Here is a 22332-nt window from a genome sequence, read left to right as displayed (position 1 = left end):
TGACGGCGATCTGACAGGTTCCTCACAACTCCCGGCCAGGCTGTGGGGCATGGCCCGCAGCACGCATGACGCGTCACACGAGGCGCGGGCCGGAACTGGAGTCCTCCCACATGTCCTATCGCCTGTCCCTCCGCACCGCCGTGATCGCCCTCGGCGTGACCGGCGCGGTGCTCACCCCCGCCGCCGGCGCCTTCGCGACCGACGAGCCGACGCGCGCACCGTCGGCGGTGCCGTCCGAGGCCAAGCCCGAACCCACCGTGGCCCCCGCCGAGGACACCGGACCCGCCCCGGCGCCCGAGGGCGAGATCCCGCGCGGCGGCGTCGCCGCGGGTGAGCGCCCGGTCTCCTCGGACCCGGGCAGCAACACCGCCCTGTACGGCACGGCCGCCGGAACCGTCCTGCTCGCGGCCGCCGGCACCTACGTACTCCGCCGCCGCGCGGGCACGCAGCGCAACGGCTGATCTGTCTGAAGGGCACCTGGTCCACCGAGGCGGACCAGGTGCCCGCCCTTTCCTGGAGTCCCCGTGTTCCCCACACCCCGCACCATGCCGGCCCTCGTCTGCGCCGCCCTCGTCACGCTGGCGGGCTGCTCGTCCAGCCCGGCGGCGGACGACACCACCCCCCGCACCCAGCACAGCCCGGTACAACAGCGGACCGCCCACCCGACCGCTCCCGCCCGGGTGACCATCCCCTCGATCGGAGTGTCCAGCCCGGTGATGGAACTCGGCCTCAACGACGACCGCACCGTCGAGGTCCCACCCGCCGACCAGGGCATGACCACCGGCTGGTACACCGGCAGCAGCGTCCCCGGCGAACGCGGAGCCGCGGTCCTCATCGGCCACAACGAGACACGGCACGGGAAAGCCGTGTTCTGGGACTTGAGGAAAATCCGCAAGGGCGCGGACGTCGCGGTCGAGGACGGCCAGGGCAACACCGTCCGCTTCACCGTCACCGCCACCGAGACGGTGAGCAAGACCGCCTTCCCCTCACGGAAGGTCTACGGCCCGACCGACGACCGCGCGCTGCGCCTGATCACGTGTGACGGCCTCTACGACTCCGAGGGCCACACGGTGGACAACCTGATCGTGTACGCGACGGCGGCGGACTGAGGGGTCAATGCTTGGGGCCTACGTGGGTGTCCATGAGGGTTACGGAGGCTTTGCGGGCGATGGAGATGTTGAAGGGGTCGCTGCCGCGGGCGAGGGTGGTCCACTCGACGCCCACTTTGTCGAGGGCGTCCGTGAAGAGCTTCCGGATGTCGTCGGACTTGTTGGAGAAGAAGTAGCGCGGGTATTCGTAGCGCTTGCGCTCACCGGCGACGAGTCGAGTGGTCCAGTTGGTGATGCGGCAGCCGTCGGAGTGGATGAGGCCGCGGATGAACTCCCAGGGGTGGGCGTCGACGATCGTCTGCTGCCAGGGTTCGAGGGCGATCCGGCGCTCGTGCTTCCTGCCGGGACCGTGCTGTGGGAACAGGCAGTGCAAGTGCTTGGAGTAGACCTTGACGTTGCTGCAGCCCTTCCGGTGAACACGACACACGGAGTTGTCGGGGAAGACCGTGTGCATGGCTTGCTCGCACGCGTCCATCAGGCCCGGCCACGTGTCAGTACACGTGATCATGAGGTTGGGAACGCGGTGCTCGGAGTAGTGGCTGATGTGGCCGTCGCCGAGGTACAGGCCGAGTAGATAGCTGTACGGCGCCTCGGCGAGCTCCCGGCCGTCGCAGCGGGGGCATGCGGGATCGTGCCGTCCCGGGCACTCACCGCGTTTCGCTCGGTCCAAGTGCTTCCAATAACTCACCGTTCCCACTGGGACGTTGAGCTTTCTTGCCACGTTCGCGTTCGGCGTGCCGTCACGTAGAAGCGTGAGTGCCTGCTGTCGTACCTGTGTGCCGTGAAACTGCATGCGGACACTCTTCGTCACCGGTCGTAGCTGTGCGCAGCAAAAAGCGGATGTTCACGAGAATGAGAACATCCGCTTATCGGTGGTCACCTAAGAATCGAAGGTGTAGTGCCCCAGGTGGGATTCGAACCCACACTGTCCGCTGTTTGAGAGCGGCCTCTCTAACCAGTTGGAGTACTGGGGCCTTAGAAAAGAAGGATAGGTGGTCCCCCTTGGCCCACTACCTTACCGCAGCTAGGTAGGCTTCAGGGAGCAGCACCCTGCCCTGAACAAGGAGCCCACGTGACCTCCCCCGAGACGCCCCAGCCCGTCGACGCCCCCGACGACGACAAGTCGCACGTGCCTCCCCTGACGACCCGTGTCGTCATCGCCGAGGACGAGGCGCTGATCCGTCTCGACCTCAAGGAGATGCTCGAGGAGGAGGGCTACACCGTCGTAGGCGAGGCGGGCGACGGCGAGCAGGCCGTCGAGCTCGCCCGGGAGCACGCGCCCGACCTGGTGATCCTCGATGTGAAGATGCCGAAGCTGGACGGCATCTCCGCGGCGGAGAAGATCGCCGAGGAGGGTATCGCCCCCGTCCTGATGCTGACCGCGTTCTCGCAGCGCGACCTCGTGGAGCGGGCGCGGGACGCGGGTGCGATGGCGTACCTCGTGAAGCCGTTCAGCAAGAGCGACGTCGTGCCGGCGATCGAGATGGCGGTGTCGCGGTTCACGGAGCTGAAGGAGCTGGAGAAGGAGGTCGCGGACCTCACGCAGCGCCTGGAGACGCGGAAGCTGGTGGACCGGGCGAAGTCGATTCTCCAGACGGAGTACGGGCTGACGGAGCCGGCGGCGTTCCGGTGGATCCAGAAGACGTCGATGGACCGGCGGATGTCGATGCAGCAGGTCGCGGAGGCGGTCATCGAGGACGCCCAGGAGAAGAAGGCGGCCAAGGCGGACAAGGACTGAGTTCCTTCAGTACGTGACGAGAGGCCCGTGCCCCCTTTCCGGGGCGCGGGCCTCTCGTACGTCGTGGATCAGTCCTCGCCGAGGTACGCCTTCCGTACCGACTCGTCGTGCAGCAGATCCTGCCCCGTACCCGAGAGCACGATCTTGCCGATCTCCATGACGTGTCCGTGGTCGGCGAGCGACAGGGCGGCCTGGGCGTTCTGTTCGACGAGCAGGATCGTCGTGCCCTGGGCCTTGAGTTCGGCGATCGTGGCCATGATCTTCTGCATCATGATCGGGGAGAGGCCCATGGAGGGCTCGTCGAGCATGAGCAGTTTCGGCTGGGACATCAGGGCGCGGCCCATGGCGAGCATCTGCTGCTCACCGCCCGACAGGGTGCCCGCGGCCTGCTTTCTGCGTTCCCCGAGGATGGGGAAGAGGTCGTAGGCGCGCTGGATGTCCTTTTCGATGCCCGCTTTGTCGCTGCGCAGGAACGCGCCGAGGCGCAGGTTGTCCTCGATGGTCATGCGGGGGAAGATGTGCCGGCCTTCGGGGGAGTGGGCGAGGCCGAGGGAGACGATCTGGTGGGCGGGGACCTTCTTCAGTGACCGGCCGGCGAATTTGATCTGGCCGCCGACGGGCTTGAGGAGTCCGGACAGGGTGCGCAGGGTCGTGGTTTTGCCGGCGCCGTTGGTGCCGATCAGTGTCACGACTTCGCCGGCGTCGACCGTGAAGGAGATGCCCTTGACGGCTTCGATCTTGCCGTAGGCGACCCGGAGGTCTTCCACTTCGAGCAGTGCGGTCATCGGTCGTTCTCCTTGCCGGGTGCCGTGCCGGTCGTCGTGCCGGTCGCGGTGCCGGGTGCGGCGTCCGTGGTGGGGGCGGCCTGTGCTTCGGCGGCTTCCACCTCCGCGGCTTCCTCCTCGCCGGGCGCGTTCTCGAAGGGTTCTCCGAGGTAGGCGGCGATGACGCGTTCGTCGCCCTGGACCGTGGCGCTGTCGCCCTCCACCAGCTTCTCGCCTTGTACGAGGACGGCGACGCGGTCGCAGAGGTTGAAGATGAATCGCATGTCGTGCTCGATGACGAGGACGGCGATGCCTTGGTCGCGGATGGCGAAGACCAGTTCTTCCGTGGCCCGGGTCTCCTGGGGGTTCATGCCGGCTGTGGGCTCGTCCAGGAGCAGCAGGCCGGGTTCGCTCGCGAGTGCTCGCGCGATCTCCAGTTTGCGCTGTTCGCCGTACGGGAGGTTGCGGGCGAGGTGCTCCGCCTTCCCGGCGAGTCCGACGAACTCCAGCAGTTCCATGGCACGTTCGCGCGATGCCGCCTCCGCCTTGTGGAAGCCGGGGCCGCGGAGCAAGGCCGACCAGAGGCCTTCCTTGGTGCGGGTGTGGCGGCCGACGAGGACGTTCTCGAGGACCGTCATGTTGGCGAAGAGGCGGATGTTCTGGAAGGTGCGGGCGATGCCGGCCGCGGTGACCTTGAAGGACTTGGGTGGCAGGACCTGGCCCTTGTACCGGACTTCGCCCTCCGTCGGGATGTAGAGGCCGGTCAGGCAGTTGAAGAACGTTGTCTTGCCGGCGCCGTTGGGTCCGATGAGGCCGACGATCTCGCCGCTGTTGACGTGGAGGTCGACGCCTCGTACGGCGGTGAGGCCGCCGAAGCGCATGGTGACGCCGCGGGCGTCGAGGACGGTTTCGCCGGGGGTGGTGGCGCCCGGGGTGGTGTCCTGGGTGGTGGTGTCGGTGGTCATGGTGGTCAGGCCCCTGCCTTGCTGAGGACTGTGGGTGCTTCGGCCTCTTCGTGGAATTCGAGCTGGCGGCGCCGGTTGGGGATGAGGCCTTCGGGGCGGAAGCGCATGAGGAGGATGAGTGCGAGGCCGAAGGCGAAGAGTTGGTAGTCCCCGAGGAACTGGAGCTTGTTGGGGATGAGGAAGAGGAGTGCGGCGCCGATGAGGGGGCCGCCGATGGTGCCCATGCCGCCGAGGACGACGGCGGCGAGGAGGAAGGCGGAGTTGGGTGGGACCTGTCCGGCGAAGAGGTACTGCTCGGGTGTGACGGTGTAGGTGACGTGGGCCTGGACGGTGCCGGCGGTTCCGGCGAGGCAGGCGCCGAGGGCGAAGGCGATGAGTTTGACGCGGAAGCCGTTGATGCCCATGGCGAGGGCGGCGGTCTCGTCCTCGCGGATGGCGATCCAGGCGCGGCCGATGCGGGAGTCGCTGCTGCGCCGGAAGACGAGGACGACGACGGCGGTGACGACCAGCATCAGGAAGAAGTAGTTGGCGAAGCGGCCGATGGTGAATCCGGCGATGGTGTGCTGGGCTCCGAAGTCGAATCCGAGGAGTTCGAGGTTCGGGATGGATGAGATGCCGTTGGAGCCGTTGGTGATGTCGGGTCCGGAGGTGCCGTCCATGTTGTTGACGGCGATGCGGAAGATCTCGCCGAAGCCGAGGGTGACGATGGCGAGGTAGTCGCCGCGGAGGCGCAGGGTGGGTGCGCCGATGAGGACGCCGAAGACGAGGGAGGCTCCGGCGCCGACGAGGATGGCGGCCCAGAAGGGGAAGTGGACGCCGAAGGGTGAGTTGGGGGAGCCGGAGACGAGGGCCGCGGCGTAGGCGCCGACGCCGAGGAAGGCGACGTAGCCGAGGTCGAGCAGGCCGGCGAGGCCGACGACGATGTTCAGGCCGAGGGCGACGGTGGCGAAGATGAGGATGTAGACGCCGAGGGTCGCGTACTGGTCGTCGGTCTGGGTGAAGGGGAAGCAGGCGGCGGCGGCGAAGGCGCCGCAGATGGTGATGTTCTGGTGGCGTGCTGTGATCTGGGAGGCGTGGGCGACGAGGCCGGCTTTGTTGAGTGCGGCGAAGCCGAAGCCGGCGGTGATGAGGAAGCCGACGAAGAGTTCGTCGTATTCGGTGCCGATGCCGTAGGTGAAGACGAGCAGGCCGAGGGCGAGGATCGCGGTGATGATGAGGATCTCGGCGTAGGAGGGCAGGGTGCCGACGGGGCGGGGGGTGTCGGCGGCGAAGGCCGCTTTGGTGGTGTCCCAGCCGTGTCGGGTGCGGTGTTTGAAGTGTTCCCAGCCGGTGTCGTCGGGGTCGATGGGGTCGGGTTCGGGTCGTTGGAAGGGGAGTGCGAGGGCGCCGAGGAGGGCGGCGAGGCTGGTGAGGGCGACGATGTAGCCGCCGGGTTCGAGGTTGACCAGGCCGCCGAGTTCCGTGCTGATGGAGAGGACGGTGTACCAGGCGGTGGCGAAGGCGGCGAGGGCGGCGAATTTGAGGGCGGCGTAGGCTCCGGCGGGGGCGAGCCAGCGGAGGCCTTTGATGCCGTAGGAGCTGAGGCCGTAGAGGGCGGTGAGGGCGCCGCCGATGAGGACGAGCCATTGCAGGCCGCCGGGGTAGCCGTAGACGGTGAGGTCGCCGGGGAATTCGGCGGTCCAGGTCCAGGCGAGGAAGGCGGAGGCGGCGGTGAGGGCGCCGGCTGCGGTGGCGGTGGCGCGTGCGGTGTTCTCGGGGAGGGGGATGAGGCCCTTCGGTGCGGGTGCCGACGGGGGCGTGTTGGGTGCGTCTTTGGTGATCTGTGTGGTCATCGTGTCTCACGCCCTGTCTGCGACGCGCTCGCCGAGGAGGCCCTGGGGCCGGACGAGGAGCACGACGATGAGGAGTACGAACGCCCAGACGTCGGCCCAGGACTGGCCCCCGAGCTGGGACATGCCCGGGATGTCGGCGATGTAGGCGGTGGAGAGGGCTTCGGCTACGCCGAGGACGAGTCCGCCGATCATGGCGCCGTAGATGTTGCCGATGCCGCCGAGGACGGCCGCGGTGAACGCTTTGAGGCCGAGGACGAAGCCCATGGTGGGGCGGACCTCGCCGTATTTGAAGCCGTAGGCGACGGCGCCGACGGCGGCGAAGACGGCGCCGAGGGCGAAGGCGATCACGATGATGCGGTCGGTGTTGACGCCCATGAGTTTGGCGGTGTCGGGGTCCTGGGCGGTGGCCTGCATGCCGCGTCCGGTGCGGGTCTTCATGACGAAGAAGCCGAGGATGAACATGCAGAGGGGGGCGGCGGCGATGAGGAAGATGTCGCCGCTCTGGATGGTGACGCTGCCCAGTTCGATGCGGCCGCCGGGCAGTTCGGGGAAGACGCGGGGGCTCTTGGCTTCGGGGTACCAGGCCCATACGGCCTGTTGGAGGGCGAGGGAGAGGCCGATGGCGGTGATGAGCGGGGCGAGGCGTGGTGCGCCGCGCAGGGGGCGGTAGGCGAATCGTTCCGCGCCGATGGCGACGGTGACGGCGACGATGATGGCGCCGATCAGCATGAGGGGGAGTGCGATCCACATGCTGGTGCCGTCGGGCAGCCAGAGCCAGACCGTGAGGGCGCCGAAGCCTCCGGTCATGAAGATCTCGCCGTGGGCGAAGTTGATGAGCTGGACGATGCCATAGACCATCGTGTAGCCGATGGCGACCAGCCCGTACATGGATCCCAGTAGCAGGCCGTTGACCAGCTGCTGCGGCAGTTCGTTCACCGCATGTCCTCCGAGCTTTCGGATTGTCGAGGGATGTGACCGGATACGAGTGCGCGCGGGGCGTGGGTGATGCGGTGGCCCGGGTGAGCGCGCGGCGGCCCATGCGAGTACGCGCGGGGCGCCAGTGATGCAGCGCCCCGCGCGGCTCGTGGGTGGTGCGGGTGGGGTCAGCCGGTGTAGGTGCCGGACTTCACCGGCTTCCACTGGCCGCCCTCGACGGAGTAGACGGTGAGCTGCTTGTTGGTGGCGTCACCGAATTCGTCGAAGGAGACCTTGCCGGTCACGCCGTCGAAGGAGACGTTCTGCATGGCCTCGGTGACCTTGGCGCGGGCGTCGTCGGGAAGCTTGCCGTCGTTGTCCTCGACGACCTTCTTGACGGCCTCGATGATCGCCCAGGCCGAGTCGTAGGAGTAGCCGCCGTAGGCCTCGTAGGCCTCCTTGTAGCCTTCGGCCTCGTAGTTGGCGACGAATTCCTTGGCCGAGGGGAGGTCCTCGACCGGGGCGCCGACGGAGGTGGCGAGGTCGCCGGTGCCCTCGGTGCCGGCGAGCTTGATGAAGTCGGCGCTGTAGATGCCGTCGCCGCCGACCAGCGGGATGTCCTTGCCGGCCTTCTTGATCTGCTTGCTGAGGGGGCCGGCGACGGGGTATTCGCCGCCGTAGTAGACGACGTCCGCGTCGGAGTTCTTGATCTTGGTGACGACCGCGGAGAAGTCCTTGGTATCGGGGTTGACGTGCTCGGTGCCGACGACCTCGCCGCCGAGTTCCTTGAACTCCGCGGTGAAGGTGGAGGCCAGGCCGGCGCCGTAGGTCTTCTTGTCGTCGACGACGAAGACCTTCTTCTTCTTGGCGTCGTTGTAGACGTACTGTGCGGCGAACGGGCCCTGGATGGCGTCCGTGGTGGCGGTGCGGAAGTACGAGTCGTAGACGCGTTCCTTCTTGGTCTGCCAGTTGGGCCCCTGGGTCAGGGCCGGGTTGGTGTTGGCGGGGGAGACTTCGACCAGTTTGGCGTCGTCGAAGACCTTCTGCATGGATTCGGCGACGGAGGAGTTCAGGGGGCCGACGACGCCGAGGACCTTTTCGTCGGCGACCAGCTTGGTGGCGTTCTGCTGGCCCGAGGAGGGCTGTCCCTGGTCGTCGAGGGCCTGGATCTCGAAGGTGACGCCGTCGACGTACTTGTCCTTGTTGGCCGTCTTGACGGCGAGGTCGACGGAGTTCTTGATGCCGAGGCCCAGTGCGGTCAGGTCGCCGGTGAGCGGGGCGTCGACGCCGATGACGACGGTGGTGCCGCCGCCGTTGTCCGAGCCGCCGCTGCCGCCCTCGTCGCGCGAGCCGCAGGCGGTGAGGGTCAGTGCTCCGGCCGCCAGCGCGGCGGTGATGGCGATGAGCGAACGTTGACGCACGATCAGTCCTTTCCCTGGCACGGCCCGTCCTGGCGGAAGGGTCCGAGTCGAGCGCTGGGCCGAAAATGATTCGAATCCGATGGCGCGGTGACTGGCCGTGACTCTAAGCGTGTGCAGGGAACGCGGAGGAGAGTCTGTCAGAGGCTGTGACTCTCTTGTTATGACACGACGTATTGCAGAGCGGTACTCGGTGGGTGGAAGAGCGGAATTCCGGTTGATTCGCCCGGTCCGGATAGTGAGAACTCGCAGGATGCGCGCGGATGATTTCAGTAGTGTTCAAGGGTTTTGGTGATGACTCGGGATCGTCGGCGCAGCCGGCCCGAAGGGCTTGTGAGACGTCCTGTGCATACCGTTCGCCCAGGATGAAGCTGTGGTTATCTATTGCGTTCGTATTACGCAGAGTTACATCCAGGAAAGGGAGTCCGGCATTCCCTGGCACGTGAGAGCAATCCATGACATGCATGGTGATCACGATTTTGCGGGCGAATCCGGCCTTGGCCGAAAAAGGCGGCCGGGGTGCCGAGGTCAGGGAAACCGCGGCATAAGGCTGGGAGATCCGGGTCACGGTGACGGGCGGTCCGGGCAGTGCGGTGACCCTGACCGCGAAACTGAAACTCCTGGTCGGAGCGGATGGAGGCGGGGATTCCGCACCCAGGTACGTCACCCGCACGGTCTGCGACGGGTGCACCGCGGGCGGCTCCGGCTCCTTGTCGCGGGTGGCGTAGAACGAACCGCCGCCGGCGAGGAGGACCGCGGCCGACGCGCCGGCGAGCATCGGGCGGCGGTGCCGTGTGTACCACTCGGTGAGGCGTTGGCGCGGGGTGCCGGGCACGGGCCGTGAGTCCGGATCGGCGTCCCCCGCGCGCGTGCCCTCGCCCGGCTCGACGGGACTGATGCCGCTCACGGCCGGGGACCCTGGTCCGGGCGGCGGCCGTCGCGGTCACGGTTCCGATCCCGGTCACGGGCCTGGTCACGGCCCTCGTCCCGGGACCGTGACCGGAACGGGGCCGGGCAGTTCCGCCGCGTCTCATGGCCGGTCGGCCGGCCGGCCGACGCCGGGCCGTTGCGTTGCTGTGCGGCTGTCCTCGGGCTGTCGTCCCGCGCGGTGTCGCGCTGCTGGGTGGCCGTCGTCGTCCCGTTCCGCGGACCGGGTGCGCCGGAGCCGGTGACCGGGCCGCCGGTCGATGCCGCCGCTCCGGGTGCCTGCCCGGGTGCCGGCCCGAGTCCTCGCCCGATCCCTCGCCCATGGACCGGACCGAGACCCGGCCCATGGACCGGACCGAGACCCGGCCCATGGACCGGACCGGGATCCCGCCCATGGGCCGGGCGGAGCCCCCGTCCGAGTGTCGCTCCCGGCCGGGGAGCTCCTCCCGTTGTCATGTCTCGACGCTAAGGCGACCGGTGCCCGGGAACAACGGTCCGGCGGGCACCCGCGCGCAGCGGGCTCCGGCGTGTGTGTGCGGTCAGCCCGCCGCGCGGACGTGCTGGGCGTCGCCGGGACGGACGTCGCGCAGCATGCAGGTCAGCCGGGCGGTGCAGACCCGGTTGCCGTCCTCGTCGCTGATCGCTATCTCGTACGTCGCCGTCGAGCGTCCCCGGTGCACGGGCGTGGCCACGCCCGTGACCAGCCCGGACCGTGCGGCGCGGTGGTGGGTGCAGTTCAAGTCGACGCCGACGGCGAGCTTGGCGACGCCGCCGTGCAGCATGGCGCCGACCGAGCCGAGGGTCTCGGCGAGCACGGCGGAGGCGCCGCCGTGCAGGAGCCCGTACGGCTGCGTGTTGCCCTCGACCGGCATGGTGCCGACGACGCGGTCCGCGGACGCCTCGACTATCTCGACGCCCATGCGGGTGCCGAGGTGGCCCGCGGAGAACAGGGCCACCAGGTCGACGCCGAGCGCGGCGTACTCGTCGATGACCTCTTGCGGGAACTTCGCGGTGTGCTGCTCACCCATGGGGCCCGGCTCCGTCCGTCGTCGATCACGTTGCTGAGCAAACGCTCAGTCGGTCGCCGATTGTTCCAGACGCACCACGACGGACTTGCTGGCCGGGGTGTTGCTGATGTCCGCCGTCGAGTCCAGCGGCACCAGGACGTTGGTCTCCGGGTAGTAGGCGGCGGCGCAGCCCCGTGCCGTCGGGTAGTGCACGACCCGGAAGCCGGGCGCCCGGCGCTCGACACCGTCCTTCCACTCGCTGACCAGGTCGACGTACGACCCGTCCGCGACGCCCAGCCCGCGGGCGTCGTCGGGGTTCACGAGCACCACCCGGCGGCCGTTCCGGATGCCCCGGTAGCGGTCGTCCAGGCCGTAGATGGTGGTGTTGTACTGGTCGTGGGACCGCAGCGTCTGCAGCAGCAGCCGGCCCGCGGGGAGCTCGGGGTACTCCACCGGCGCCGCGGTGAAGTTGGCCTTTCCGGTGGCCGTGGGGAAGCGGCGCTCGTCGCGCGGGGCGTGGGGGAGGGCGAAGCCCCCGGAGGACCGGGCCAGGCGCGCGTTGAAGTCGTCGAAGCCGGGTACCACGCGCGCGATGCGGTCGCGGATCGTCGCGTAGTCCTTCTCGAACTCCTCCCACGGGACCACGCTGTCCTCGCCGAGCACCCGGCGGGCCATCCGGCACACGATCGCCGGTTCGGACAGCAGGTGCGGGCTCGCCGGCTCCAGCCGTCCGCGGGAGGCGTGCACCATGCCCATGGAGTCCTCCACGGTCACGAACTGCTCGCCGCCGCCCTGGAGGTCGCGCTCGGTGCGGCCGAGGGTGGGCAGGATCAGCGCGCGGGCGCCGGTGACCGCGTGGGAGCGGTTCAGCTTCGTCGACACGTGCACCGTGAGCCGGGCGCGCCGCATAGCGGCCTCGGTGACCTCGGTGTCGGGGGAGGCCGACACGAAGTTGCCGCCCATCGCGAAGAACACCTTCGCCTTGTCGTCGCGCATGGCGCGGATGGCCCGTACGACGTCGTAGCCGTGCCCGCGCGGCGGGGCGAAGCCGAACTCCTTCTCCAGGGCGTCCAGGAAGGCCGGGGCGGGCCGTTCGAAGATGCCCATGGTGCGGTCGCCCTGCACGTTGGAGTGGCCGCGGACCGGGCACACGCCGGCGCCCGGGCGGCCGATGTTGCCGCGCAGCAGCAGGAAGTTGACGACCTCGCGGATGGTCGGCACGGAGTGCTTGTGCTGGGTGAGGCCCATGGCCCAGCAGACGATGGTGCGCTTCGAGGCGAGCACCATGCGCAGGGCTTCCTCTATCCGCTCCCGGGTGAGGCCGGTGGCGGTGAGGGTCTCGTCCCAGTCGGCGGCCCGGGCGGCCGTGGCGAACTCCTCGTAGCCGTGGGTGTGCTCGCGCACGAACTCCTCGTCGACGGCGCCGTCCGTCTCCAGGATGAGCTTGTTGAGCAGGCGGAAGAGGGCCTGGTCGCCGCCGATGCGGATCTGGAGGAAGAGGTCGGTGAGCGCGGTGCCCTTGAGCATGCCCTGGGGGGTCTGCGGGTTCTTGAACCGTTCCAGGCCCGCCTCGGGCAGCGGGTTGACGCTGATGATCTTCGCGCCGTTCGCCTTGGCCTTCTCCAGCGCGGAGAGCATGCGCGGGTGGTTCGTGCCGGGGTTCTGCCCGGCGACGATGATCAGGTCGGCCTTGTACAGGTCCTCCAGGAGGACGCTGCCCTTGCCGATGCCGATGGTCTCGCTGAGTGCGGAGCCCGACGACTCGTGGCACATGTTGGAGCAGTCCGGCAGGTTGTTCGTGCCGAACTCGCGGGCGAACAGCTGGTACAGGAAGGCGGCCTCGTTGCTGGTCCGCCCGGACGTGTAGAAGAGGGCCTCGTCGGGGCTGCTCAGCGCGGTGAGCTCCTCGGCGATGATGTCGAAGGCCCGCTCCCAGGACACCGGCTCGTAGTGGCCGGCGCCCTCCGCCAGGTACATGGGGTGGGTGAGGCGGCCCTGCTGGCCGAGCCAGTAGCCGCTGCGGGTCGCGAGGTCGGCGACGGAGTGGGCGGCGAAGAAGTCCGGGGTGACCCGGCGCAGGGTGGCCTCCTCGGCGACCGCCTTGGCTCCGTTCTCGCAGAACTCGGCGGTGTGCCGGCGCTCGCCCTCCGGCCAGGCGCAGCCGGGACAGTCGAAGCCGTCCTTCTGGTTGACGCGCAGCAGCGTCAGCGCCGTGCGCTTGACACCCATCTGCTGCTGGGCGATGCGCAGGGTGTGCCCGATGGCCGGCAGCCCCGCCGCGGCGTGCTTCGGCCCGTCGACCGTCGGCGCGTCCTGCACCGGGTCACCCGTGGGCGGCTTGCTGGCCATCGCTGCTCCCCTTACTCCGCTCGTTCGCCTCCGGAGCGCCACGGCCGCTGCCGGGGACCGATCGCGCCCGCCCCCTTGTCCGCCGGGCCCTCGCCCGCTCGGGGCTGCCCGGCACCGGCATGTTCTCCGGCATGCTCTCCGGCTCCCCACCGCGCGCACGGTGAGGGACGTCTCCGATCCTCCCACGGGGTACCGACAGCGTTCGATCACTGCCGGGGACGGGTGCCCGTCCCCTTGCGAAACCATTGCGGAACTCTCACCACCGGTTCGGCGCGGGGGCGTTCGGGACGGGGAGGTCCGGTACGGCTCGTGCGGTGGGACGGCCACGTCGGGGCCCGCTCGCGGACCGGGCGTGAGGCCTGCGGTCCCGCGGCCGCATCCGGGCCCGCGCGGTTCACCGTACGTGTCCCGGGCCTGCGGTCCGCCGACCACGCCCCTGCCCCGCGCGGGCCGGTGGACGCGGACTGTCAGTGGCTCGTGGCAGGATCGGGGACGTGGCAGAGACAGCATCGAAGAAGACCGACACGACCCCCGGCGGGAGCCGCCCGCGGCTGATGCTCATGGACGGGCACTCGCTGGCGTACCGCGCGTTCTTCGCGCTGCCCGCGGAGAATTTCACCACCGCGACGGGCCAGACGACGAACGCGATCTACGGCTTCGCGTCGATGCTGGCGAACACGCTGCGTGACGAGGCGCCGACGCACTTCGCGGTGGCGTTCGACGTCTCCCGCAAGACGTGGCGCTCGGAGGAGTTCACGGAGTACAAGGCGAACCGCTCCAAGACCCCGGACGAGTTCAAGGGCCAGGTCGAGCTGATCGGCGAGCTGCTCGACGCGATGGGCGCGGCCCGCTTCGCGGTCGAGGGCTACGAGGCGGACGACATCATCGCCACGCTCGCCACCCAGGCCGAGGCCGAGGGCTTCGAGGTGCTGATCGTCACCGGCGACCGCGACTCGTTCCAGCTGGTCACCGAGAACACGACGGTGCTGTACCCGACGAAGGGCGTATCGGAGCTGACCCGGTACACCCCGGAGAAGGTCGTCGAGAAGTACGGGCTGACGCCGGCGCAGTACCCCGACTTCGCGGCGCTGCGCGGCGACCCGTCCGACAACCTGCCGGGCATCCCGGGCGTCGGCGAGAAGACCGCCGCGAAGTGGATCAACCAGTTCGGTTCGTTCGCGGATCTCGTCGAGCGTGTCGAGGAGGTCAAGGGCAAGGCGGGCCAGAACCTCCGCGACCACCTTGAGTCGGTCAAGCTCAACCGCCGGCTCACCGAGATGGTGCGCAGCGTCGACCTGCCCAAGGGGGTCACCGACCTGGAGCGGGCGCCGTACGACCGCAAGGCCGTGGCGATGGTCCTGGACACCCTGGAGATCCGTAACCCGTCGCTGCGTGAGCGGCTGCTGGCGGTCGACCCGGGCGCCGTGGAGGCGGAGACCGACCCGGTCGCCGTCGCGGGCGTCGAGGTCGACGGCACGGTGCTGGGCTCGGGCGAGCTCGCGCCGTGGCTCGCCGAGCACGGCACGGCGGTGCTGGGTGTGGCCACGGTCGGCGCCTGGGCGCTCGGCACGGGCTCGGTGGCCGAGATCGCGCTCGCCGCGGCCGACGGCGCCGCCGCCTGGTTCGACCCGGCCCGGCTGGACGAGGCCGACGACCGCGCGTGGGCGGCCTGGCTCGCCGACCAGGCCCGGCCCAAGGTGTTCCACGACGCCAAGGCCGCCATGCGGGTCTTCCCCGAGCACGGCTGGAGCGTCGAGGGCGTCGTGATGGACACCGCGCTCGCCGCCTACCTGGTCAAGCCGGGCCGTCGCTCCTTCGACCTGGACGCGCTGTCCCTGGAGTACCTCGGCCGGGAGCTGGCCCCCGCGGCGGCGGCCGACGGCCAGCTCGCCTTCGGCGCGGACGAGGGCGCGGAGGCCGAGGCGCTGATGGTGCAGGCCCGCGCGATCCTCGACCTGGGCGAGGCGTTCGAGGAGCGGCTGAAGGAGGTCGGCGCGGCCGATCTGCTGCGCGACATGGAGCTGCCCTCCTCCGCCCTGCTGGCCCGGATGGAGCGCCACGGCATCGCGGCGGACCGGGCCCACCTGGAGTCGATGGAGCAGATGTTCGCGGGCGCCGTGCAGCAGGCCGTGCAGGAGGCGCACGACGCGGCGGGACGCGAGTTCAACCTGGGCTCGCCCAAGCAGCTCCAGGAGGTCCTGTTCGGTGAGCTGAACCTGCCCAAGACCAAGCGCACCAAGACCGGCTACACCACCGACGCCGACGCCCTCGCCTGGCTCGCCGGCCAGACCGACAACGAACTGCCGGTGATCATGCTGCGCCACCGCGAGCAGGCGAAGCTGCGCGTCACGGTCGAGGGCCTGATCAAGACGATCGCGGCGGACGGCCGGATCCACACCACCTTCAACCAGACGGTCGCCGCCACCGGACGCCTCTCCTCCCAGGACCCCAACCTCCAGAACATCCCGGTCCGCACGGACGAGGGCAGGGCGATCCGCCGCGGCTTCGTGGTCGGCGAGGGCTACGAGTCCCTGATGACCGCGGACTACAGCCAGATCGAGCTCCGCGTGATGGCCCACCTCTCCGAGGACGAGGGCCTGATCGAGGCGTTCACCTCCGGTGAGGACCTGCACACGACGGTCGCCTCGCAGGTGTTCGCGGTCGGGCGGGACGCGGTGGACGCCGAGATGCGCCGCAAGATCAAGGCGATGTCGTACGGCCTGGCGTACGGACTGTCGGCGTTCGGCCTGTCCCAGCAGCTGAACATCGACGCGGGCGAGGCCCGTGCCCTGATGGAGACCTACTTCGAGCGCTTCGGCGGGGTACGGGACTATCTGCGCCGCGTGGTCGACGAGGCACGGGCGACGGGCTACACGGAGACCCTCTTCGGCCGCCGCCGCTACCTCCCCGACCTCAACAGCGACAACCGCCAGCGCCGCGAGACGGCCGAGCGCATGGCCCTCAACGCCCCGATCCAGGGCACGGCGGCGGACATCGTCAAGATCGCCATGCTGAACGTCGACCGGGCACTGCGCGAGGCGGGCCTCACCTCCCGCATCCTCCTCCAGGTCCACGACGAGATCGTCCTGGAGGTCGCCCCCGGGGAGCGCGAGAGGGCCGAGGAGCTCGTCCGCCGGGAGATGGCGGACGCCGTCCGGCTGCGGGCCCCGCTGGACGTCTCCGTCGGCCACGGCCCGGACTGGGAGTCGGCCGCGCACTAGCCTTCGGCGCCCAGCGGCACGAGGGCACGCTCTTCCCACGGGCTCCGGGAGCTCCGGGAGCTCCGGGTATTCCATCGGGGAGGAGCGTGCCCTCGCCGCGCCGCCGAAGAGACCGTCGGGGTACGGCGCGGCGCACTCTTCTCACCCGGGCTCGTCCGGCCAAACCACGGGCGGGACACATCACCCGCCTGGCCCCCGCAGGTGCGCCCCCGGCGGGCGGGCGGCGTGAGGATGCGGGCATGGGTATACGCACGTTTCGCTGCCGTACCGCAACGGTCGCCGGTGCCGTTCTGCCGGCCGGGCTCAGACGGGTGCCGGTGTTCGCGCCCGACGCCAGTACACCCCGTGTCCCGGCCGAGTCCGTCGCCCTCCGGTCGTCCCGGGAGCTGGCTCGTGCGGTGGGGGAGAGCCGCACCGCGGCGGGGTCGCGGACAGCCGCACGCCCCTGAGGGCGTGGGTCATCGGGGGACGGGTTCCGCGTCCGGCCGTGGCGCCCGCGGGCCCGGCGGGACCGGCGCGGACCGCCGCCACATGCGCACTCCCGCCCCGTACAGCGCCAGCCCGAGCACGAGCCCCGCTCCCGCTCCGAAGCACAGGGTCGGGATCACCTCGTACGGCTTCGCGGTCGAGCCCCAGTAGGACCACCACCGGTGCACTCGGTGCACCGCGGCCGCCACGGCGCACGCCCCGATCACGGCTCCGGCCACCCATCTGTCGGCCACGGACAGCGCGGGCACCCCGACGGGCGGCACGGGCGGCTGCCGGCGCAGGGCGAGCCCGAGGAACACGGCGAGCACGACCGCCGCCACGGCCGAGCTGCCGTACTGCAGGTACCAGTACAGCGGCTGCCCCGCGACCTCCTGGCCGATGACGGGGAAGAGCTGCGTCCCCCACCGGTCGTGATGCGTGAACGCGTCCCACACGACATGCGTGAGCGCGCCGAGCAGCGCGGAGACATACCACCACAGCGCCGTGGCGGGCCGCGGGGGCCTCCGTGGCGCCCCGCACCTCACCAGTGACGCGATCCGTCCCTGCCGTCCCCGGGGCAGCAGCGCCACCAGCGGCTCGCGCAGGAACAGCCAGGCGCCCGTCAGCGCACAGGCCACGAGGACGTCGAAGGTGAGGACGCCCGTGAGGGAGTGCGTGAAGTCGCCGAACTCCATGGCCCCGGGCAGCACGCTCGCCGCGTAGTAGGTCATGTCGGGCGCCATCGAGCCGGTCACGAGGAGCGACGGCAGCAGCGGGCCCCGCCCGGTCCCGTCGCGCCGGACGGCGGGGAGGACGGCGGCCGCGTGGCTGAGGGTGAAAGGCAAGTCGTCTCCCTGTGGCGGGCGTTCACCGGCCTGCCGGGACCGACCGGTGATCCAGGTGATCACTGCCGTCAGTATGCGTGACGTGCCGCCTGGCACTATGAGGACAGGTCCTACAGGACATCCTCATATGGCCAATCGGTGAATACCGGGCACGAACGGGTGCCCGAGCGCCGGAAGTTGTCGTAGGGTCGCCTGAGTCACCGTGTCGGGGACCGCGCCGGGGACGGGGAGGCGCCCGGGACCGGCAAGGGATGCCCACCGGCCGGCACCCACCGGACACCTGAACGGCATCAGACCGCACCAGACGACAACAGTCCGCACCAGACGGCACCAGAGGGAAGAACGCGCAGGCGATCGTCCAGGGGAGGGTTCACTCAATGGCGGCGCACATCGGCAAGAGGCTGCGCAAGGGAGCGGCGAACACCGCCGTGGCCGCGGTCGTGGTCGCGGCACTGGCCGCCTCCCAGGCCCCGGGAGCGACCACCGACAGCGCCGGCGCACCGCAGAGCACCGGCTCCCCCTCGCCCGACGGGCACGCGGACGACACCGCGACCGACTCGCGGTACTACACGGACCTCCCGCCCCTCGACAGCCCCAACCCGTCCCCCAGCACGAGTGCCGGCGGCGAGACGTCGAGCATCACGGGCAGCGCCGAGAACGGCATCCCCGCGACCGTCCTCGACGCCTACAAGAAGGCCGAGGCGGCCCTGCGCGACGCCAAGCCGGGCTGCAACCTTCCCTGGCAGCTCCTCGCCGCCATCGGCAAGGTCGAGTCCGGACAGGCCCGCGGCGGCCGCGTCACCGCCGACGGCACGACGATCGGGAAGATCATCGGCCCGCAGCTCAACGGCAACGGCTTCGCGAGCATCAGCGACACCGACAACGGTGTGTACGACGGCGACAGCACGTACGACAGCGCGGTCGGCCCGATGCAGTTCATCCCGTCGACCTGGGAGTGGGCGGGCCGCGACGGCAACGACGACGGCGTCGCGGACCCCAACAACATCTACGACGCGGCCCTCGCCGCCGGCCACTACCTGTGCCGCTTCGACTGGAACCTGTCCGACCAGGCGGACCTCCGCAGCGCGATCCTCAGCTACAACAACTCGACCGACTACCTGAACACGGTCCTGACGTGGCTGGAGTACTACCGCAAGGGCACCCACGAGATCCCCGACGGTACGGGCGAGCTGCCCGAGCACGTCAGCGACGGCACCGTGGGGAGCAGCCCCGCCCCGACGCCCACGCCGCCCCAGCAGACGACCCCGCCCCAGCAGACGACTCCGCCGAAGGAGACCCCGAGCCCCGCACCCGGCGACTCCGGCACCCCGACCCCACCGCCGACCACCTCGCCCTCGCCCACTCCCACCCCCACCCCCACTCCCACCCCCACCGACACGGTGCACCACCTGGAGGACGCGGGCACCGCGGAGCTCACCGCCATGGCGGGCGACGCGTTCGGCAAGAAGATCAAAACCCGCGCGGAGACCGAGAAGGGCGAGGCCGTCGGCAAGGTCAAGATCCGGTTCACCATCACCGGGGACACCGACGCCACGTTCAGCAACGGCGAGACCGTCGCCAACGTCGTCACCGACGCCTCGGGTGTCGCGGTCGCGCCCACGCTCCAGGCGGGCGAGAAGACCGGGAAGTTCACCGTCCGCGCGGCCGTCGCGGGCCGCTCCGTGTCCGGCCTCGAGTACACGGCGACCGTCACCGCCCGCGCCGCGGACGCCCTCGTCCGCACCGACGAGACCGCGCTGACCTGCGTCCCGGGCGGCGAGTTCGCCGAGCGGGTCGAGGTGAAGGCCACGTACAAGGGTGCCGTCGCGGACAAGGTGGCGGCCACCGCGACTCTGGTCAAGTCGGCGGACGACCCGACCGAGAACGACAAGGGCCCCTACTTCGAGGACGCCGACGGCAAGCCGGTCCGCACCCTGACGGAGCTGACCACCGACAGCGAGGGCGTGCTCCAGCTGCCGAAGCTGTACGCGGACGACACCGCAGGCACGTTCCTGCTCCGCATCACCACCACGGGCGGCGCGACCCTAACGGTCGAACTGACGGTGGCGGCGGCCGACTCCTCGCCCGCCCCGTCGACGAGCCCCGCGGAGTAGCCGGCACCCGCATCGGTTCCCGTACGGCGGCGGCGTTCCTCGTCCGGAGGAGCGACGCCGCCGCCGTACGGGCCGCGTGGTGTCACCCCGTCCGGCGCCCGAGGCGCGCGTTCGTGTACCGGGTCGGCTCGGCGGTCGCCGGGTCCTCGGGCCAGGGGTGCTTCGGGTACCGGCCGCGCAGCTCGGCCCGCACCGACCGGTAGCCGTCCCGCCAGAAGGAGGCCAGGTCGGCGGTGACGGCGGCCGGCCTGCCGGCGGGAGAGAGCAGGTGCACCAGGACGGGCACCCCGGCCAGAACCGGTGACTCCTGAAGCCCGAACATCTCCTGCAGCTTCACCGCCAGTACGGGCCGTTCGGGAGCGGAGTAGTCGACCCGGATCCTGGATCCGCTGGGCACCTCGATCCGCTCGGGCGCGAGCTCGTCCAGCCGTACGGCCTCCCCGCCGGCCCAGGGCAGCAGCCGTCGCAGCGCCTCCCCGGCATCGACGCGCGCGAGATCGGCCCGGCGCCGGGCCCGGCTCAGTTCCGGCTCCAGCCAGTCGTCCACGCGCGCGTGCAGGGCGTCGTCACGGACGTCGGGCCAGGGATCGCCGAGGTGCAGCCGCAGAAAGGCCAGCCGCTGCCGCAGCCGCCCGGCGTCCTCGGACCACCGCAGCAGCCCGAACCCCTCCTCCCGCAAGCCCTCCAGCAGCGCCTTCCGTACGAGGGCGGGGTCGGCGTGGTCCAGCGGCCGTACCGCGAGCTCCACGGCCCCGAGGCGTTCCACGCGCCGCGCGACGACGTCCCCGTCGGCCCACCGGACCTCCTCGCCCGCGCTGGCCAGCGGCGCCGCCGCGGCCCGGGCCGTCTCCTCGTCCACCACGGCGGCGAGCCGCACGCGCGCGTGTCCCGCGCCGACGGGCCGCCCGGCGACGGCGACGGCCAGCCACGGGGATCCGCGCAACCCGGACCCCTCCGCCAGTTCGGCCCGCGTCCCGGACGCCATCAGATACGACCCGCCCCGTGCCCGCGCGACCCGCTCGGGGAACGCGAGCGCGGCCACCAGCCCCACGGCCCGGTCGTCCCCGTCACCCTCCTGCGCCGCGGACGGGACAGGGCCGGGCGTCCCGCCGGCGTCCGCCCGCACGTCTTCTCCGGCGTCCGCCCGTACCTCTCCCGCGTTCGCCCGCAGCCGCCGCGCCTCCGCCCGCCAGCGCTGCGCGTAGGCGTCGCCGCCGCGCCGGGCCGCCCGCCACGCCGCCGCGAGATCGTCGCCGTACTCCCGCGGCGGTTCCTCGCTCAGCAGGGCGACGACCTCCGCCGCCCGCTCCGCGCCGACCCGCCCGGCCGCGTCGAGCAGGGCACGGGCCAGCCGGGGATGCAGACCCAGCCGCGACATCCGTACGCCGCGCCGCGTGGGCCGGCCGGCGGCGTCCACGGCCCCGACCGCCTCGAGCACCGAACGCGCCGCCGCCATCGCCCCGCCCGGCGGCGGATCCAGCAGTGCCAGCCCGGAGGCGTCGGGATCGCCCCAGCAGGCCGTCTGGAGGGCGAACGCGGTGAGGTCGGCCAGCTGGATCTCGGGTGCCGGAAAACGCGGCAGACGGGCGTTCTCCGCCTCCGCCCAGCAGCGGTACACGGTGCCCGGAGCCTCTCGCCCGGCCCGCCCCGCCCGCTGCCGTCCGGCCGCCTGCGAGGCCCGTACGGTCGTCAGGGCGCTCAACCCGCGCGCGTGGTCCACCCGCGGCTCCCGCGCCAGCCCGGAGTCCACGACGACCCGTACACCCGGGACGGTCAGCGACGACTCGGCCACGGACGTGGCCAGCACCACCCGGCGGCGCGTCCCCGGGGACAGCACCGCGTCCTGCACCGCCGCGGGTGCCCGCCCGTGCACCTGGAGCACCTCGACGTCGCCCAGGTCCCCGAGCCGCCCGGCCACGCGCGCGATCTCGCCCACCCCGGGCAGGAAGCACAGCACGTCGCCCTCCCGCTCGGCCAGCGCCCGCCGCACCACGGACGCCACGTGCGTGAGCAGCGCCGGATCCACCCGCAGCCCGTGCGGCGGACGGACCGGCCCCGCGGGCGGCGCCCACACGACCTCCACCGGATGGGAGACGCCCTCCGCCTCGACCACCGGCACGTCCCCGAGCAGGCGGGCCCACCCCTCGGCGTCGGTCGTGGCGGAGGCGGCGACCAGGCGCAGCTCCGGGCGGAGTGCGGCCCGTACGTCCAGGAGGAACGCCGCGGCCGTGTCCGCGTCCAGATGCCGCTCGTGGCACTCGTCCAGCACGACGACGTCCACGCCTGCCAGCTCCTGGTCCCGCTGCAGCCGCTGCAGCAGCACACCGGTCGTGACGACCTCCACGCGCGCGTGTGGCCCCACGACGCGCTCGCCGCGCACGCTGAACCCGACGCTGTCGCCCACCTTCTCCCCGAGCAGCCACGCCATCCGCCGCGCCGCGGCCCGCGCGGCGATCCGCCGCGGCTCGGCGACGACGACACGACGCGCCGGCCCGCCGCCCACGAGCCCGGCCAGCACCAGCGGCACCAGCGTGGTCTTGCCGGTGCCCGGCGGCGCCACCAGCACGGCGGCACCGTGCCCGTCGAGGGCGTCGTTCAGCGCGGGCAGGGCATGGCGTACGGGCAGCGGGCGGAGGGCGTCGTCACGGATCACGCCCTCA

16 protein-coding genes and 1 tRNA gene are annotated in these 22332 nt (G+C 71.0%); 5 read left to right on the top strand and 12 right to left on the bottom strand.

Going from position 1 to position 22332, the window contains the following annotated elements:
- The first annotated feature begins 110 nt into the window (after positions 1-110).
- Both IE242_RS29045 and IE242_RS29040 read left to right on the top strand, forming a co-directional pair.
- The gene (locus tag IE242_RS29045) at positions 111-461 is read left to right on the top strand and encodes a hypothetical protein (RefSeq protein ID WP_189864446.1); all 351 of its coding nucleotides are present in this window, start codon (positions 111-113) and stop codon (positions 459-461) included.
- Between the two features lie 84 nt (positions 462-545).
- Positions 546-1109 (top strand): class F sortase, encoded by a 564-nt coding sequence (locus IE242_RS29040; RefSeq protein ID WP_189864668.1) that lies wholly within the window; start codon positions 546-548, stop codon positions 1107-1109.
- Positions 1110-1113: 4 nt separating this feature from the next.
- Here the strand turns inward: IE242_RS29040 and IE242_RS29035 are convergent, their stop codons facing one another.
- Positions 1114-1902: a helix-turn-helix domain-containing protein gene (locus IE242_RS29035; RefSeq protein ID WP_189864444.1), complete on the bottom strand. Its 789-nt coding sequence runs from the start codon at positions 1900-1902 to the stop codon at positions 1114-1116.
- Positions 1903-2008: 106 nt separating this feature from the next.
- Positions 2009-2083: transfer RNA gene (locus tag IE242_RS29030), tRNA-Leu, on the bottom strand.
- Positions 2084-2181: 98 nt separating this feature from the next.
- Here IE242_RS29030 and IE242_RS29025 point away from each other — a divergent pair.
- Positions 2182-2847 (top strand): ANTAR domain-containing response regulator, encoded by a 666-nt coding sequence (locus IE242_RS29025; RefSeq protein ID WP_189864443.1) that lies wholly within the window; start codon positions 2182-2184, stop codon positions 2845-2847.
- Positions 2848-2915: 68 nt separating this feature from the next.
- Here IE242_RS29025 and IE242_RS29020 read toward each other — a convergent pair whose 3' ends face one another.
- From IE242_RS29020 to IE242_RS28985, 8 genes are all read right to left on the bottom strand, one after another.
- On the bottom strand, positions 2916-3632 hold the full coding sequence (locus tag IE242_RS29020) for an ABC transporter ATP-binding protein (protein ID WP_189864441.1): 717 nt from the start codon (positions 3630-3632) through the stop codon (positions 2916-2918).
- Positions 3629-4576, bottom strand: coding sequence for an ABC transporter ATP-binding protein (locus IE242_RS29015; RefSeq protein WP_189864439.1), 948 nt, complete (start codon positions 4574-4576; stop codon positions 3629-3631). The genes IE242_RS29020 and IE242_RS29015 overlap by 4 nt, the downstream gene beginning before the upstream one ends.
- A gap of 5 nt (positions 4577-4581) precedes the next feature.
- Positions 4582-6408, bottom strand: coding sequence for a branched-chain amino acid ABC transporter permease (locus tag IE242_RS29010; protein WP_189864436.1), 1827 nt, complete (start codon positions 6406-6408; stop codon positions 4582-4584).
- A 6-nt stretch (positions 6409-6414) separates the two neighbouring features.
- Positions 6415-7344 (bottom strand): branched-chain amino acid ABC transporter permease, encoded by a 930-nt coding sequence (locus IE242_RS29005; RefSeq protein ID WP_189864434.1) that lies wholly within the window; start codon positions 7342-7344, stop codon positions 6415-6417.
- Positions 7345-7511: 167 nt separating this feature from the next.
- A complete protein-coding gene (locus tag IE242_RS29000; RefSeq protein WP_189864432.1) occupies positions 7512-8744 on the bottom strand; it encodes a branched-chain amino acid ABC transporter substrate-binding protein in 1233 nt (410 codons plus the stop codon).
- Between the two features lie 103 nt (positions 8745-8847).
- Complete coding sequence (locus IE242_RS28995) at positions 8848-9648, bottom strand: Tat pathway signal sequence domain protein (protein ID WP_308436794.1); 801 nt, start codon at positions 9646-9648, stop codon at positions 8848-8850.
- 559 nt (positions 9649-10207) lie between these two features.
- Positions 10208-10696 (bottom strand): PaaI family thioesterase, encoded by a 489-nt coding sequence (locus IE242_RS28990; protein ID WP_189864430.1) that lies wholly within the window; start codon positions 10694-10696, stop codon positions 10208-10210.
- A gap of 45 nt (positions 10697-10741) precedes the next feature.
- Positions 10742-13024, bottom strand: a complete 2283-nt coding sequence (locus IE242_RS28985; RefSeq protein ID WP_189864428.1) for an FdhF/YdeP family oxidoreductase — start codon at positions 13022-13024, stop codon at positions 10742-10744.
- A 494-nt stretch (positions 13025-13518) separates the two neighbouring features.
- Here IE242_RS28985 and polA point away from each other — a divergent pair, with 494 nt between their 5' ends.
- Positions 13519-16245, top strand: coding sequence for a DNA polymerase I (polA, locus tag IE242_RS28980; protein ID WP_189864426.1), 2727 nt, complete (start codon positions 13519-13521; stop codon positions 16243-16245).
- 458 nt (positions 16246-16703) lie between these two features.
- Here polA and IE242_RS28975 read toward each other — a convergent pair whose 3' ends face one another.
- Positions 16704-17558, bottom strand: coding sequence for a DUF4184 family protein (locus IE242_RS28975; protein ID WP_189864424.1), 855 nt, complete (start codon positions 17556-17558; stop codon positions 16704-16706).
- Positions 17559-17935: 377 nt separating this feature from the next.
- Between IE242_RS28975 and IE242_RS28970 the strand changes: the two genes are divergently transcribed.
- A complete protein-coding gene (locus IE242_RS28970; protein WP_189864422.1) occupies positions 17936-19672 on the top strand; it encodes a lytic transglycosylase domain-containing protein in 1737 nt (578 codons plus the stop codon).
- Between the two features lie 82 nt (positions 19673-19754).
- Here IE242_RS28970 and hrpB read toward each other — a convergent pair whose 3' ends face one another.
- On the bottom strand, positions 19755-22325 hold the full coding sequence (gene hrpB, locus IE242_RS28965; protein WP_189864420.1) for an ATP-dependent helicase HrpB: 2571 nt from the start codon (positions 22323-22325) through the stop codon (positions 19755-19757).
- Between the last annotated feature and the right edge of the window lie 7 nt (positions 22326-22332).

It is taken from the genome of Streptomyces poonensis (assembly GCF_014650915.1).
Lineage (GTDB): Bacteria > Actinomycetota > Actinomycetes > Streptomycetales > Streptomycetaceae > Streptomyces > Streptomyces poonensis.
This window is presented reverse-complemented; position numbering and strand designations above follow the sequence as displayed.

Coding starts and splice junctions, on each gene's coding strand:
- IE242_RS29040 (WP_189864668.1), top strand. CDS start 546: ATGCCGGCCCTCGTCTGCGCCGCCCTCGTCACGCTGGCGGGCTGCTCG.
- IE242_RS29035 (WP_189864444.1), bottom strand. CDS start 1,902: ATGCAGTTTCACGGCACACAGGTACGACAGCAGGCACTCACGCTTCTA.
- IE242_RS29010 (WP_189864436.1), bottom strand. CDS start 6,408: ATGACCACACAGATCACCAAAGACGCACCCAACACGCCCCCGTCGGCA.
- IE242_RS29015 (WP_189864439.1), bottom strand. CDS start 4,576: ATGACCACCGACACCACCACCCAGGACACCACCCCGGGCGCCACCACC.
- IE242_RS29045 (WP_189864446.1), top strand. CDS start 111: ATGTCCTATCGCCTGTCCCTCCGCACCGCCGTGATCGCCCTCGGCGTG.
- IE242_RS28985 (WP_189864428.1), bottom strand. CDS start 13,024: ATGGCCAGCAAGCCGCCCACGGGTGACCCGGTGCAGGACGCGCCGACG.
- IE242_RS29020 (WP_189864441.1), bottom strand. CDS start 3,632: ATGACCGCACTGCTCGAAGTGGAAGACCTCCGGGTCGCCTACGGCAAG.
- IE242_RS28990 (WP_189864430.1), bottom strand. CDS start 10,696: ATGGGTGAGCAGCACACCGCGAAGTTCCCGCAAGAGGTCATCGACGAG.
- IE242_RS28970 (WP_189864422.1), top strand. CDS start 17,936: ATGGCGGCGCACATCGGCAAGAGGCTGCGCAAGGGAGCGGCGAACACC.